We start from the raw sequence: 14,363 nt of genomic DNA on the forward strand, positions 1-14,363 counted from the left end.
GGCCCGTGCCCACTCCCCGGACCCGGCCCGACCCACGGCCGCCCCGCTCCCCCTGGCCAGGCGGCGCCCGACCTGCTTTCTCCCCCGGACCGAAGCGGCGGAGGTGTCGGGATGCGTCTGGTGACCTTCAGGCAGGATGGCGGGGCGGCAGCGAGGCTCGGCGCGCTGCGCGCCGATGGCGCGGTGCTCGACCTGGGGGCGGCCGACCCGGCCCTCGCCGGCACCAGCCTCGCCGCCCTGATCGCCGGTGGCGAGGCGGCGCTGCGCCAGGCCCGCGCGGCGGCCGACCGCGCCCCGGTGGCGCCGGGAGCCGTGCCCTGCGCGCCGATCCCCCGCCCGGCCAAGAACATCTTCTGCGTCGGCAAGAACTACCACGAGCACGCGAAGGAGTTCGCGGGCTCCGGCTTCGACGCCACGGCGAAGGAGGTGGTGCCGGAGGCGCCGGTGGTGTTCTCCAAGCCCCCCACGGCGGTGATCGGCCCGGGCGAGCCCATCCCCGCGCATCTCGATCCCACCGCCTCGGTGGATTACGAGGGGGAGGTCGCGGTGGTGATCGGCCGCGCCGGGCGCGGCATCCGCCGGGCGGAGGCACTGGCGCACGTCTTCGGCTACACCATCGTCAACGACGTCACCGCGCGCACCCTGCAGCACCGGCACCGGCAATGGATCCTCGGCAAGGGGATCGACGGCTTCTGCCCGATGGGCCCGGCCATCCTCACCGCCGACGAGGTGCCGGACCCGGCGCGGCTCAGGCTGCGCACCTGGGTGAACGGCGAGCTGCGCCAGGATGCGCCGCTTGCCGACCTGATCTTCGACATCCCGACCCTAATCGAGACCATCAGCGCCGGCATCACGCTGGAGCCCGGCGACATCATCGCCACCGGCACCCCGGCCGGTGTCGGCATCGGCTTCAGCCCGCCGCGCTTCCTGCGCGCCGGCGACGTGGTGCGGATCGAGGTGGAGGGCATCGGCGTGCTGGAGAACCCGGTCGCCTGAGGCCCCGGCGCCGCTGGACGGCGGGCGGCGGCTGCGGCACATGGCAGCGGAACGAGTGGGAGCGAATGCCATGAACCGACGCGGATTCCTCGGCGCCGCCGCCGCCCTGCCGCTGGCGGCGCGCCCCGCCGCGGCGCAGGACGTCGCCTGGCCGACCCGGCCGGTGCAGATGGTGGTCGCCTTCCCGCCGGGCGGGCAGGCGGATGTGGTGGCGCGCCCGGTGGCGGCGGGGCTGGAGCGGCTGTGGCGCCAGCCGGTGCCGGTGGTGAACCGCGCCGGCGCCGCGGGCGAGATCGGCAACGCCGCGGTCGCCCGCGCCGCGCCAGACGGGCACACGCTGCTGATGGCCCTGTCCTCCCTTGCCATGCTGCCCGAGGCGGCGCGGCTGTTCGGCCGTCAGCCCGCCTACGAGCTGGACCAGCTCACCCCCGTGGCGCTGTTCACCGCCGACCCGACGCTGCTGGTGGTGCCCGCCGGCGCGCCCTGGCGGACGCTGGAGGAGTTCATTGCCGACGCGAAGCGGCGGCCGGGGGCGATCAGCTACTCCTCCTCGGGCAACTACTCGGCGCTGCACGTGCCGATGGCGATGCTGACCACGGCGGCGGGAATCGACCTGCTGCACGTGCCCTTCCAGGGCGGCGCGCCGGCGCTGACGGCGCTGATCGGCGGCCAGGTGGAGGCCATGGCCTCCGGCCCGGGCCCGATCGCGCCCCATGTGCGCGAGGGGCGGCTGCGCGTGCTCGCCTCCTGGGGTGCGCGGCGGATCCCCGGCTACGAGGAGGTGCCGACGCTGATCGAGAAGGGCTTCCCGGAGGCCGAGTACTACATCTGGGCCGGCGTCTTCGCCCCCGCCGGCACCCCGGCGCCGGTGCTCGCCAGGCTGCGCGAGAGCCTCTCGGCGGTGGCGCGCGACCCGGAGGTGCAGCGGGCGCTCGCCGCCTCGGGCAACACCCTCGACTACCGCGACGGCGAGGAATTCGAGCGCTTCTTCCGCGCCGACGCCGAGCGGCTGCAGCGCGCGGTGCGGCGTATCGGGCGGATAGACTGACACGGCCGGCGGCCGCGCGGGTCGGCGGATGCGGCCGCCGGCATGAGGGCCCGGCCGGAGGGCTTGCCAGGACGGGGAGGGCGGCACAGGCTGGCCACCTTCCGCCGCGACGAGGGGCCGCATGACCGCCGACAGCACCGAGGCCAAGATCACCGCCTGGCTCGCCACCCAGCAGGAGGCGATGCTCTCCGAGCTGGAGCGCATGGTGAACACCGACGGCGGCAGCTACGACAAGGCCGGTGTGGACGCGGTGGGCGCGCAGATCCGCGACTTCTGCGACCGGCACGGCATCCCGGTGGAGGTGGTGCCGCGGGAGCGCCACGGGGACTGCCTGAAGGCGCGGGTCGAGGGCGGGGAGGCGCCGGGCGGCGGCAACATGCGCCGCAGCATCGTGCTGATGGGCCACCGCGACACGGTCTTCCCGAGGGGCGAGCCGCAGCGCCGCCCCTTCCGGATGGAGGGCGGCATCGCCTACGGTCCCGGCGTCGCCGACATGAAGGCGGGGCTGGTGATGAACATGTTCGTCCTCGCCGCCTTCCGCAAATTCGGCGGCGCGCCCGGGCCGCTGCTCGGCCTGTTCACCGGCGACGAGGAGATCGGCAGCCCCGAGGGGCGCGAGGTGATCGAGGCCACGGCGCGCGAGGCGCGCGTCGTGTTCAACAGCGAGCCGGGGCGGCCCTCCGGCGGCGTCGTCACCGGGCGCAAGGGCGGCGTGTTCTCGGTGTTCGACATCGAGGGCAAGGCGGCGCATTCGGGCGGCAATTTCGAGGCGGGGATCAGCGCCATCGAGGAGCTGGCACGCAAGATCCAGGCGATCCACGCGCTGACCGACCTCAGGCGCGGCATCACGCTCAACGTCGGCTTGGTCTCGGGTGGGCAGAGCGTGAACACCGTGGCGCCCTGGGCCCAGGGCCAGGTGGATCTGCGCTATGTCGAGCCCGCCGACCGCGATGAGATCATGGGGAAGATCCACGACATCGTGGCGAGATCCTTCGTTCCCGGCACCCGGGCGAGGCTGACCGTCCGCGGCGAGTTCCTGCCCCTGACCCAGAACGCGGCCAGCGCCCGCCTGTTCGAGGCCTACCGCGCCGCGGCGGCGGAGAGCGGCCTTGCCGTCAAGGGGGAGTTCAGCGGCGGCTGCGCCGATTCCGGCTTCACCGCCGCGGTCGGCGCGCCGACGCTCTGCGCCGTCGGGCCGGTGGGCGGCAAGGCGCACAGCCCGGAGGAGTATCTGGAGGTCGCCACCATGGTGCCGCGCGCCCAGGCGCTGGCGCGGGCGATCCTGCGGCTGGACCGGGCCGGGGTGTAGCGTCGCGCCCCCTCGCCCCGGAGGGGGCGCGTCCCTCCCTGCCAAGTGCCCGCTTCGCAGTCCTGACGCCTGCGCCATGGAGGATGCCGCTTCTGCGCGCCGTGATCACGGCAACGGCTCGGGCTCCCTGCTCGTGGGGCGGAGCCACGCTCCGGGCTGTTTCCAGCCCTCCGCAATCTGCTCTAGGAAGCCTGAAGGAAGTCCGATGCCCCTCGCCAGGGGCTGTTCCACGCGCGGGAGGACCGGCAGTGTCTGATACGGTGGAGGTCGCGGGCCTGAAGGTGGCCCGCCTGCTGCACGACTTCATGGAACGGGAGGCCCTGCCGGGCACCGGCGTCTCCCCCGACCGCTTCTGGTCCGCCTACGCCGCGATCCTGCGCGACCTCGCACCGCGCAACGCGGCGCTGCTGCGCAGGCGGGACGAGCTTCAGGCGCGCCTCGACGACTGGCACCGCCGCCACCCGGCGAGGCCCGTGGACCTCGCCGCCTACACCGCCTTCCTGCGGGAGATCGGCTACCTGCTGCCGGAGGGGCCGGACTTCCAGATCGGCACCACCAACGTGGATGCCGAGATCGCCGAGATCGCCGGGCCGCAGCTCGTCGTGCCCGTCTCCAACGCCCGCTACGCGCTGAACGCGGCGAATGCCCGCTGGGGCAGCCTGTACGACGCCCTCTACGGCACCGACGCGATCCCGGAGGCGGAGGGCGCGGCGCGCGGGCCGGGCTACAACCCGACGCGCGGGGAGAAGGTGATCGCCCGCGCGCGCCAGGTGCTCGACCAGGCGGCGCCGCTCGCCGGCGGGGCCAGCCACGCCGATGCCGCCGGCTATGCCCTCGTGCGCGGCGCGCTGGAGGTGACGCTGCGGGACGGGCGCAAGGTGGGCTTGGCGCGGCCCGGCCAGTGCGTCGGCTACCAGGGCGATGCCGCCGCGCCCTCGGCGGTGCTGCTGGTGAACCACGGCCTGCACGTCGAGATCCGCCTCGACCGCGACCACCCGATCGGCAAGGACGACCCGGCCGGCATCGCCGACGTGGTGCTGGAAAGCGCCGTCACCACCATCATGGACGCCGAGGATTCGGTCGCCGCGGTGGACGCCGAGGACAAGGTCCTCGTCTACCGCAACTGGCTCGGCCTGATGAACGGCACGCTGGAGGCGAGCTTCGAGAAGGGCGGCCGGACCATGACCCGCCGCCTGAACCCGGACCGCGTCTATGTGCGCCCGGGCGGCGGCGGCCTCACGCTGCACGGCCGCTCGCTGATGCTGGTGCGCAATGTCGGCCACCACATGATGACGGACGTGGTGACGCTGGACGGCGCCGAGACGCCGGAGACCATCCTCGACGCCATGTGCACCGTGGCGATCGCGCTGCACGACCTGCGCGGCCCGCGCAAGGGCCACAACAGCCGCGCCGGCAGCGTCTACATCGTGAAGCCCAAGATGCACGGGCCGGAGGAGGTCGCCTGGGCCGACGAGCTGTTCGCCCGCGTCGAGGACGCCTTCGGCCTGCCCCGCGCCACCCTCAAGATCGGCATCATGGACGAGGAGCGGCGCACCACCGTGAACCTGAAGGAGTGCATCCGCGCCGCGAAGGACCGGGTGGTGTTCATCAACACCGGCTTCCTCGACCGCACCGGCGACGAGATCCACACCTCCATGGAAGCTGGCGCCGTCATCCGCAAGAACGACATGAAGGGCGCGGCCTGGATCAGGGCCTACGAGGACAACAACGTGGATGTCGGCCTCGCCTGCGGGCTGCGCGGCCGGGCGCAGATCGGCAAGGGGATGTGGGCGGCGCCCGATGCCATGGCGGCGATGCTCGAGCAGAAGATCGCCCATCCGCAGGCCGGAGCCAACACCGCCTGGGTGCCTTCCCCCACTGCCGCCACGCTGCACGCGCTGCACTACCACCAGGTGGACGTGGCGGCGCGGCAGGAGGAGATCGCGCGGGGCGGGCGGCGCGCGCGGCTCGAGGACATCCTGACCATCCCGCTGGCGAGGGACACCAACTGGTCGCCGCAGGAGGTGCAGGCGGAGCTCGACAACAACGCGCAGGGCATCCTCGGCTACGTGGTGCGCTGGGTGGACCAGGGGGTCGGCTGCTCCAAGGTGCCGGACATCAACGACGTCGGCCTGATGGAGGACCGCGCGACGCTGCGCATCAGCAGCCAGCACATCGCCAACTGGCTGCGCCACGGCGTCGCCGGCGAGGCGCAGGTGCTGGAGACGCTGAAGCGCATGGCCGCGGTGGTGGACCGGCAGAACGCCGGCGATCCCGCCTATCGCCCGATGGCGCCCGGCTTCGACGGCCCGGCCTTCCGCGCCGCCTGCGACCTGGTGTTCAAGGGGCGCGAGCAGCCCAACGGCTACACCGAGTTCATCCTGCACGCCCGCCGGCGGGAGGCGAAGGCGGCGCGCGGCTGAGGGCGCCGGGGCCGGCGGCCGGTCAGATCCCGGCCGCCACCGGCCCCTCGACGATCTCGTCGCGCACCGCCTTCACCCCCGGCACGCGGGAGGCGATGGCGACCAGGCCCTTCCGCACCGCCGGGGAGTTGCAGTAGCCGTGCAGCGTCACCTCCCCGTCCTGCACGTCGAAGAACACGTAGGGCGCGTCGGCCCAGGGCAGGCGAGCCATCTCCGCCTGCACCGCGGCACGGATGGCGGCGTCCGAGGTGTCCTTCGCCGGGGCCAGCAGCGCCCGCAGCAGGTCGGCACGGGAGAGGATGCCCACCAGCACGCCGTCATGCACCACCGGCAGCCGGCGCACCTTGTGCTCGTCGAGCAGGCGCGCGGCGTGCTCCGCGGTCATGGATTCGGTCGCCGTGATCACCTCCGTGGTCATGATGTCGCGCGCCGTCGCGCCATGGGCGCGGGCGTAGCGCAGCGCCGCCCCCTCGCGGTCGTAGAACAGGGCGCTGAGCAGCCCGCGGCGCTCCGGCGGGTCCTCGGTGGCCAGCCGCCGGATCAGGTCGGCCTCGGAGACGACGCCGAGCAGCATTCCCCAGTTGTCCGTCACCGGCACCGCCGAGAAGCCGCGGTCCGCCAGCAGGCGTGCCACCGCCATCACCGGCGTGTCCGGCGGCACGGAGATGACCTTGCGGGTCATGATCTCACCGACCTTCATGCGCTCTGGCCTCCTTGCTGGCGGGCGTCAGCCTCCTGCCGGATCCGCGGGGCCGCCTTGATAGGGATCAACCGGGCGGAACGGTTCCGCAGGTCCCGCCGGGTATGTCGGCAGGCGCGCCGGCACGGGGAACCGGCGGCCGGGCCGCTCCCGGAATTGTGCGGGCGGGCCGGGCGCGCCCTCGCCGCCGCTGACAGGGGCGTGCCGCGCGCCTATCTTCGCGGCCTCGGGAAGGAGACACGCCATGCTGGACGTCCTCGGGAAGCTGCCGCTGAAGGATCCGGACCTGTTCCGGCAGGCCAATTGCATCGGCGGCCAGTGGGTGCAGGCCGACAGCGGCAAGACCATCGTGGTGAGGAACCCCGCCACGGGCGAGCCGGTGGGCGAGGTGCCGGCCATGGGCGCGGCCGAGACCCGCCGCGCCATCGAGGCGGCGCACAAGGCCTACCCCGCCTGGCGCGCCATGCTGGCCAAGGAGCGCTCCGCCATCCTGCGCCGGCTGTTCGAGCTGATGCTCGAGCACACGGACGACCTCGCCACCATCATGACCGCCGAGCAGGGCAAGCCGCTCGCCGAGAGCAAGGGCGAGATCGCCTATGCCGCGAGCTTCATCGAGTGGTTCGCCGAGGAGGGCAAGCGCGTCTACGGCGAGACCATCCCGCAGAACGCCAAGGGCCGGCGCATCCTGGTGCTGAAGGAGCCGATCGGCGTCTTCGCCGCCATCACGCCCTGGAACTTCCCCGCCGCCATGATCACCCGCAAGACCGGGCCGGGCTGGGCCGCGGGCTGCACGGGGGTGATCCGCCCCGCCTCGCAGACGCCCTTCTCGGCGCTCGCCATCGCCGTGCTGGCGGAGCGCGCCGGGATGCCGCCCGGCGTGTGCAACGTCATCACCGGCCCCTCGGGCGAGACGGGGAAGGAACTCACCTCCAACCCACTGGTGCGCAAGCTCACCTTCACCGGCTCGACCGAGGTCGGGCGGGTGCTGCTCGCGCAGTGCGCACCGACCATCAAGAAGACCTCGATGGAACTCGGCGGCAACGCGCCCTTCATCGTGTTCGACGACGCGGACCTGGACGCGGCGGTGCAGGGCGCGATGGCGTCGAAGTACCGCAACACCGGCCAGACCTGCGTCTGCGCCAACCGCATCCTGGTGCAGGACGGCGTCTACGATACCTTCGCGGAGAAGCTGAAGGCGGCGGTGGAGGCGCTGAAGGTCGGCCCGGGCATGGAGCCCGGCGTCACCCAGGGGCCGCTGATCAACGCCGACGCCGTGGCGAAGGTGGAGGAGCACATCGCGGACGCGGTGGAGAAGGGGGCGCGGATCGTCACCGGCGGCAAGCGCCATGCCCGCGGCGGCAACTTCTTCGAGCCGACCATCCTCGCCGAGGTGCCGCACCAGGCGAAGATCTTCACCGAGGAGACCTTCGGGCCGGTGGCGCCGCTGTTCCGATTCAGGACGGAGGAGGAGGCGGTCCGCCTCGCCAACGACACCCCCTTCGGCCTCGCCGCCTATTTCTACGCCCGCGACGTCGGCCGCATCTTCCGCGTCGCCGAGGCGCTGGAGACCGGCATGATCGGCATCAACGAGGGGATCATCTCGACCGAGGTCGCGCCCTTCGGCGGCGTGAAGGAGAGCGGCCTCGGCCGCGAGGGCAGCCACCACGGCATCGACGAGTACCTGGAGGTGAAGTACCTCGCCCTCGGCGGCATCGGCACCTGAGCGGGCGATGGCGCTGTATCTCGAGGACCTGTCGCCGGGGCAGCGCTTCACCGCGGGCCCGCTGACGGTCACGGCGGAGGAGATCGTCGCCTTCGCCCGGCAGTACGACCCGCAGCCCTTCCACCTCGACCCCGAGGCGGCGAAGGCGCACCTCTTCGGCGGCCTCGTCGCCAGCGGCTGGCACACCGCGGCGCTGACCATGCGCCTGGTGACGCAGGCGCTGGAGGGGCTCGCCTGGGGCGTGGTGGGCGGCGGCGGCGACCTGCAATGGCCCCGCCCGGTCCGCCCGGGCGAATCGCTGCATCTCGAGGTGGAGGTGCTGGAGGTGACGCCCTCCCGCTCGAGGCCCGACCGCGGCACGGTGCTGGTGCGCAACACCACCCGGGTCGGGTCCGGAGAGCCTGTCTTCGTCTTCACCCCGCGGCTCGTCGTGCCGCGACGGCCGCAGGAGTGACGGCACGCATGGCCCACGACTACGACCTCTTCGTCATCGGCGGCGGCTCGGGCGGCGTGCGCTGCGCCCGCATCGCCGCCTCGCACGGCGCCCGCGTGGCGGTGGCGGAGGAGCGCTTCTGGGGCGGCACCTGCGTCAATGTCGGCTGCGTGCCGAAGAAGATCATGGTCCAGGCCGCCGAGTACGGGCAGTGGGCCGAGGACGCCGCCGCCTTCGGCTGGGACATGACGGTGCGCGGCCATGACTGGGCGCGCCTCGCCGCCGCGCGGGATGCGGAGGTGGCGCGCCTCGCCGGCCTGTATCGCCGGATGCTGGAGGGCGCCGGCGTCACCTGCTTCGAAGCGCGCGCCACCCTCGCCGGGCCGCACGAGATCGAGGTGGGGGGCAGGCGCGTCAGCGCGGCGCGCATCGTCGTCGCCACCGGCGGCCGCCCGGTGCGGCCGGAGATCCCGGGGGCGGAGCTCGGCATGCTCTCGGACGACGTCTTCGCGCTGCGGAGCATGCCGAAGCGCCTCATCGTCGTCGGCAGCGGCTACATCGCGCTCGAATTCGCCTGCATCCTGCGCGGCCTCGGGGCGGAGGTGGACCTGGTCTACCGCGCCGAGCTGCCGCTGCGCGGCTTCGACCAGGACATCCGCGCCGCGATGAAGGAGGCGCTGGACGCGCAGGGCATCCGCCAGCACCAGAGCTGCCTGCTCGACCGCCTGGAGCGGAGCGGCGGGGGGCTCCGCCTGCACCTCAGGGGCGGGCGGGTGGTGGAGGGGGACGCGCTGCTCTTCGCCACCGGCCGCGCGCCGAACACCGAGGGGCTCGGCCTCGACCGCGCCGGGGTGTGCTGCACGGAGGGCGGCGCCATCGAGGTGGACGAGGAGCACGCCACCACGGTCCCGCACATCTTCGCCATCGGCGACGTGACCGACAGGCTGAACCTGACCCCGGTGGCGACCGCGGCCGGGCACGCGCTGGCCGACACGCTGTTCGGCGGCAGGCCGCGCCGCACCGACTACCGCAACGTGCCGACGGCGGTGTTCACCTCGCCGCCCATCGGCACGGTCGGGCTGACGGAGGCGGATGCGGCGGCGCTCGGCCCGGTCGACATCTACCTCGCGCGCTTCACCCCGCTGCGCCACACCATCACCAGGCGCGAGGGCCGCAGGACGCTGATGAAACTGGTGGTCTGCCAGACCACGCGGAAGGTGCTCGGCGCCCACATGCTGGGCGAGGACGCGCCGGAGATCCTGCAGGGCATCGGCATCGCCGTGGTCGCCGGGCTGAGCAAGGAGGATTTCGACCGCACCATCGGCATCCACCCGACGGCGGCGGAGGAGTTCGTCACCCTGCGCACCCGCACGCGGGAGGCGGGGGTGCGCGCGGCCGCCGAATAGGCCGCGCCCCGGTCAGCCGGCCTCCGCCACCGCCGGCGCGCGGACCGCCCGCGGCGCATCGGGGGCGACCGGGCCGTCCGCCAGCTCCGCCAGCACCTCCTCCTCGGCGGCGAGGTGCAGGGTCAGCAGCGCCTCCAGCGCGAACAGGCTGCGCCGCAGCTCCGGCGCCACCTCCGCCCAGGCGCCCTCGCGCCGGGCGACCTCCGCCAGGGCACCGATGCGCGCCGCGAGCGCCTCGATCTCGGTGTGCATGCGCACGAGCGGGCTCATCGGGTCGCGCCCGCCGAGGCGCCGCGCCGCTTCCGGGTAGAGGACGCGCTCCTCCTCCCGATGGTGCGGCAGCAGCTCGGCGCGCAGCTCCGCCTGCAGCGCCTCGATCAGCGGCAGGGCGGTGGGCGCCTCGGTGACCGCCTCGCCCGCCTCCCGCAGCCGCTCGGCCAGGCGGCGCAGCCCGGCATGTTCCGCCGTACGCTCGGCGAGGCCGGCCTCGGGCGGCACCGCCGGGGCGGCAGCGTCCTCGCGGCCCGGCCGCAGCACGGTGAGGGCGAACAGGATGGCGGCGACGTCGATGCCCTCCTGCAGCAGCGCCCCGGCCAGCGGCGAGAGCAGCCCGGCGGCGGCGGCGACCATCGCCGCGCCCGATAGGCCCATGCCGAGGGCGATCGCCTGCAGCGCGATGCGGCGGGCGCGGCGGGCGATGGCGATCGCCTCCGCGGCGCGGTCCAGCCGGTCCACCAGCAGCACCACGTCCCCCGCCTCGGCCGCCGCCGCGGTGCCGTGCGCGCCCATGGCGATGCCGACATCGGCGGCGGCGAGCGCCGGGGCGTCGTTCACCCCGTCGCCGATCATCGCGGTGGGGGCGCGCGCCGCCTCCTCCCGCACCGCCGCGATCTTCTCCGCCGGCGCGCGGTCCGCCAGCACCCCGTCGAGGCGCAGCGCCGCCCCGACCGGCGCGGCGGCGGCGGCGCGGTCACCGGTGACCATCAGCAGCCGCCGCACGCCGAGGGCGCGCAGCCGCCGCACCGCCCGCGGCGCCTCCGGCCGCAGCCCGTCGGCCATGACGAAGGCGGCGGCGGCGCGGCCCTCCACCGCCAGCCAAGCGACCGAGCCGGCGGCGCCGGCCACGGTCGCCACCGCGCCGAGCCGCTCGGGCCGCGCGATGCCCTGCCCGCGCAGGAAGCCCTCGCTGCCGAGGGCGAGGCGCCTGCCCCCCACCCGGCCGGCGAGGCCGCCGCCGGCCGTTTCCTCCACCCCCTCCGGCGCCAAGAGGGCCAGCCCGCGCGCCTGCGCCGCCGCGACCAGCGCCGCCGCGACGGGATGCGTCGAGCCCTGGGCCAGCGAGGCGGCGAGGGCGAGCGCCGCGTCGCGCCCGAGCCCCTGGTCGGCCTCCACCGCGGCGAGGCGTGGGCGCCCCGGGGTCAGCGTGCCCGTCTTGTCGAACAGCACGGTGTGGATGCGCGCCAGGCGCTCCAGCGCGCCGCCGCCCTTGACCACGATGCCGCGCCGCGCCGCACGGCCGATGCCGGCGACGAGGGCAATCGGCGCGGCCAGGATCAGCGGGCAGGGGGTGGCCACCACCAGCACCGCCAGCGCCCGCACCGGGTCGCCCGACAACGCCCAGGCGCCGCCGGCCATGGCGGCGGTGAGGGCGAGGAAGCCGAGCGCCCAGCGATCGGCGAGGCGGGCCAGCGGCGGGCGCGCCTCCGCCGCCGCGCGCGTCAGGCGCAGGATGGCGGCGTAGGTGCTGGCCTCGGCGTCCGAGGTGGCGCGCATGCGGAAGGCGGGGCCGGCGTTCACCGCGCCGCTGCGCAGCGCCGCGCCACGGGCGAGGCTCGCCGGCAGCGGCTCGCCGGTGAGCGCGCTCTCGTCGAGCGTCGCCGCCTCGTCCTCCAGCACGCCATCGGCGGCGACGGTCTCGCCGGGGCGGACCAGCAGGCGGTCGCCGGGGCGGATGGCCCCGACGCCGATCTCCTCGATGCCGGTGGCGGTGACCCTGGCGGCATGGCGCGGGGCGCGGGCGATCAGCTCGGAAAGGGAGCGGGTGGCGCGGCCCTCGGCCCAGGCCTCCAGCGCCTCGCCGCCGGCCACCATCAGGGCGATCACCGCCGCCGCCGCCGCCTCGCCGAGCAGCACGGCGACCAGGATCGCCGCCAGCGCGATGACATCCACGCCGATGCGCCCGCCGGCCAGGGCGCGCACCACCCCGAGGCCGACATGCGCGGCCACGGGCAGCGCGGCGGCGGACCAGACCCAGGCGGCCTCCCGCGTCTGGCCGAGGAGGTGCAGCGCGCCCCCCGCCGCCAGACCGGCCAGGACCCACAGGAGGAGGAAGGGCAGGCGGGGCATCTCGTCGGGCTTCCCGGCGGGTGGCGACCGAGGTTGACGCCCCCGCCCATCCCCGCAGGATAGGCCGGGCCGGGACATGAGGGAAACGTCCATGACCACCGAACTCATCGCCGCCGATGGCCACGGCCTCGCCGCCTACACGGCCGGTCCCCGGGACGCGCGCCGCGGCCTGGTCGTGGCGCAGGAGATCTTCGGCGTGAACCGCCACATGCGCCGGGTCTGCGACGCCTTCGCGCAGCAGGGCTACGCGGTGGTCTGCCCCGCCCTGTTCGACCGGGTGGAGCGCGGGGTAGAGCTCGGCTACGGCCCCGAGGACATCGCCCGCGGGCGGGAGCTGCGCGGCCGCATAGATCCGGGCAAGACGGTGCTGGACATCCTGGCGGCCGCCGCGGCCCTGCCGAGGGGAGCGAGGCGGGGGATCGTCGGCTACTGCTGGGGCGGCACCGTCGCCTGGCACGGCGCGACCCGCAGCTCCGCCTTCGATGCCGCGGTGGGCTGGTATGGCGGCGGCATCGCCGCGGCCAAGAACGAGGTGCCGCGCTGCCCGGTGCAGCTCCATTTCGGGGAGCTCGACGGCTCCATCCCGCTCTCCGACGTCGCCGCGCTGCGGACCGCCCGGCCGGAGGTGGAGATCCACGTCTACCAGGGCGCCGGCCACGGCTTTGGCTGCGAGGAGCGGGCGGATTACCGCCCGGACTGCGCCGCCCTGGCGCAGGAGCGGACGCTCGCCTTCCTGGCGGCGCATCTCGGCTGAAGGGGGACCGCTCCCGCGCCGCAACCATCCCGCTGCGGGGACGTTCCATTCCACGCTTCGTCCATCCGCATGGGAGCGCCGGCATGTCGTCCACCTTGCTGATCGTCGTCCTGATCGTCGTGCTGCTGGCCGTGCTTCCCGCCTGGCCCTACAGCGCGGGCTGGGGGTACTACCCTTCGGGCATCCTCGGGCTGATCCTCCTGATCGTGATCATCCTTGCCCTGCTGGGCAGGCTGTAGCCTTCTCCGGCGCGGCCGCGTCCCTTCCCCTTGCGCAGGCGCCAGCAAGGCCCGAAACGATGCGCCATGTGCGAGAGGCGGTGAGGATGAAGCCGAGGGATATGCGCCGGGTCACCCTGGCAGGCAGGTCCTGGCGCGTGGCGGGCGACCCGGCGGACAGCTACTTCCAGGCCGCCTCCGCCCATGCCCGCGGAATGGCGGAGATCCACGCTGTCGCCGCCGCCATTCTCCCTCCCGACGGCGTGGCCATGGATGTCGGCGCGAATATCGGCCTCTCCGTCCTCGCCTTTGCGGACCTGCTGCCGCGCGGCAGGGTGATCGCCGTCGAGCCCGCGCCGCGCACCGCCGAGGCGCTGCGCCGCACCATCGCCCTGAACGGCCTCGAGGAACGGGTGGCGGTGGAGGCGGTGGCGGTCTCCGCCGCGCCGGGAGAGGCGGCGTTCAACGCCGATGCCGGCCATTCGGCCGGCAGCAAGCTCGTGACCGCCGGCACCATGGACCGCGCCGCGCTGCGGCCCATCACCGTGCCCGTCACCACGCTGGACGCGCTGGCCGCGGCGCACGGCCTGGAGCGGCTCGACCTCGTGAAGGTGGATGTCGAGGGCTTCGAGGGGGATGTCCTGGACGGCGCGCGAGAGACGATCGCCCGCTTCCGCCCCGCCTTCCTGCTGGAGTTCAACGCCTGGACGCTGCTGTGCAACCGCAACGCCAATCCGCGCGCGGTGCTGGAGGACTGGCTCGGCCGCTTTCCCTGCGTGCATGCCTTCCGCGGCGCGGCGCGGCCGGAGCGGGTGCGGCGCGAGGATGCCCTGGCCTTCCTGCACGACCATCTGGTGAAGCGCCGCTGCGCCGACGATCTGGTGCTCGGCTTCGACGACGCCTGGGTGGAGCGGTGGCGGCCGCCCGGCGGGGGCTGAGCGCCCCGCGCCGCTGCCCTTGCGCCGCGCCCATCCTATAGGGGGATGAGGGCTCGGCCAGGGAGGGGC

Annotated in this window: 12 protein-coding genes; 10 read left to right on the forward strand and 2 right to left on the reverse strand. The window is 74.5% G+C overall.

All coding sequences use genetic code 11. The annotated features are described in order from the left end of the window. The first annotated feature begins 111 nt into the window (after positions 1 to 111). From ET526_RS06420 to ET526_RS06435, 4 genes are all read left to right on the forward strand, one after another. Positions 112 to 996, forward strand: a complete 885-nt coding sequence (locus tag ET526_RS06420) for a fumarylacetoacetate hydrolase family protein (RefSeq protein ID WP_135466860.1) — start codon at positions 112 to 114, stop codon at positions 994 to 996. Positions 997 to 1,066: 70 nt separating this feature from the next. Then, positions 1,067 to 2,044 (forward strand): tripartite tricarboxylate transporter substrate binding protein, encoded by a 978-nt coding sequence (locus tag ET526_RS06425; RefSeq protein ID WP_135466861.1) that lies wholly within the window; start codon positions 1,067 to 1,069, stop codon positions 2,042 to 2,044. A gap of 121 nt (positions 2,045 to 2,165) precedes the next feature. Continuing rightward, positions 2,166 to 3,353 carry a M20 family metallopeptidase gene (locus ET526_RS06430; protein WP_135466862.1) on the forward strand — a complete coding sequence of 396 codons (1,188 nt, stop codon included), beginning with the start codon at positions 2,166 to 2,168 and terminating at the stop codon, positions 3,351 to 3,353. A 248-nt stretch (positions 3,354 to 3,601) separates the two neighbouring features. Continuing rightward, a complete protein-coding gene (locus ET526_RS06435; RefSeq protein WP_204623520.1) occupies positions 3,602 to 5,776 on the forward strand; it encodes a malate synthase G in 2,175 nt (724 codons plus the stop codon). Between the two features lie 22 nt (positions 5,777 to 5,798). Here the strand turns inward: ET526_RS06435 and ET526_RS06440 are convergent, their stop codons facing one another. Continuing rightward, a complete protein-coding gene (locus ET526_RS06440; protein WP_135466864.1) occupies positions 5,799 to 6,476 on the reverse strand; it encodes a CBS domain-containing protein in 678 nt (225 codons plus the stop codon). 244 nt (positions 6,477 to 6,720) lie between these two features. On the opposite strand from ET526_RS06440, the gene gabD reads away from it, so the two are divergent. From gabD to gorA, 3 genes are read left to right on the forward strand one after another with little or no spacing between them, the layout of a single operon-like run. Then, complete coding sequence (gene gabD / locus ET526_RS06445) at positions 6,721 to 8,199, forward strand: NADP-dependent succinate-semialdehyde dehydrogenase (protein ID WP_135466865.1); 1,479 nt, start codon at positions 6,721 to 6,723, stop codon at positions 8,197 to 8,199. 7 nt (positions 8,200 to 8,206) lie between these two features. Continuing rightward, positions 8,207 to 8,653: a MaoC family dehydratase gene (locus tag ET526_RS06450; RefSeq protein ID WP_135466866.1), complete on the forward strand. Its 447-nt coding sequence runs from the start codon at positions 8,207 to 8,209 to the stop codon at positions 8,651 to 8,653. Positions 8,654 to 8,661: 8 nt separating this feature from the next. Beyond that, on the forward strand, positions 8,662 to 10,038 hold the full coding sequence (gorA, locus tag ET526_RS06455) for a glutathione-disulfide reductase (protein WP_135466867.1): 1,377 nt from the start codon (positions 8,662 to 8,664) through the stop codon (positions 10,036 to 10,038). A 12-nt stretch (positions 10,039 to 10,050) separates the two neighbouring features. Here gorA and ET526_RS06460 read toward each other — a convergent pair whose 3' ends face one another. Then, a complete protein-coding gene (locus ET526_RS06460) occupies positions 10,051 to 12,384 on the reverse strand; it encodes a heavy metal translocating P-type ATPase (RefSeq protein ID WP_135466868.1) in 2,334 nt (777 codons plus the stop codon). 91 nt (positions 12,385 to 12,475) lie between these two features. On the opposite strand from ET526_RS06460, the gene ET526_RS06465 reads away from it, so the two are divergent. From ET526_RS06465 to ET526_RS06475, 3 genes are all read left to right on the forward strand, one after another. Next, positions 12,476 to 13,138 (forward strand): dienelactone hydrolase family protein, encoded by a 663-nt coding sequence (locus ET526_RS06465; protein ID WP_135466869.1) that lies wholly within the window; start codon positions 12,476 to 12,478, stop codon positions 13,136 to 13,138. 83 nt (positions 13,139 to 13,221) lie between these two features. Then, positions 13,222 to 13,377 (forward strand): DUF3309 family protein, encoded by a 156-nt coding sequence (locus ET526_RS06470; protein ID WP_135466870.1) that lies wholly within the window; start codon positions 13,222 to 13,224, stop codon positions 13,375 to 13,377. Positions 13,378 to 13,463: 86 nt separating this feature from the next. Next, complete coding sequence (locus ET526_RS06475; protein ID WP_158295512.1) at positions 13,464 to 14,294, forward strand: FkbM family methyltransferase; 831 nt, start codon at positions 13,464 to 13,466, stop codon at positions 14,292 to 14,294. The last annotated feature ends 69 nt before the right edge of the window (positions 14,295 to 14,363 follow it).

It is taken from the genome of Crenalkalicoccus roseus, from assembly GCF_004761865.1.
Lineage (GTDB): Bacteria > Pseudomonadota > Alphaproteobacteria > Acetobacterales > Acetobacteraceae > Crenalkalicoccus > Crenalkalicoccus roseus.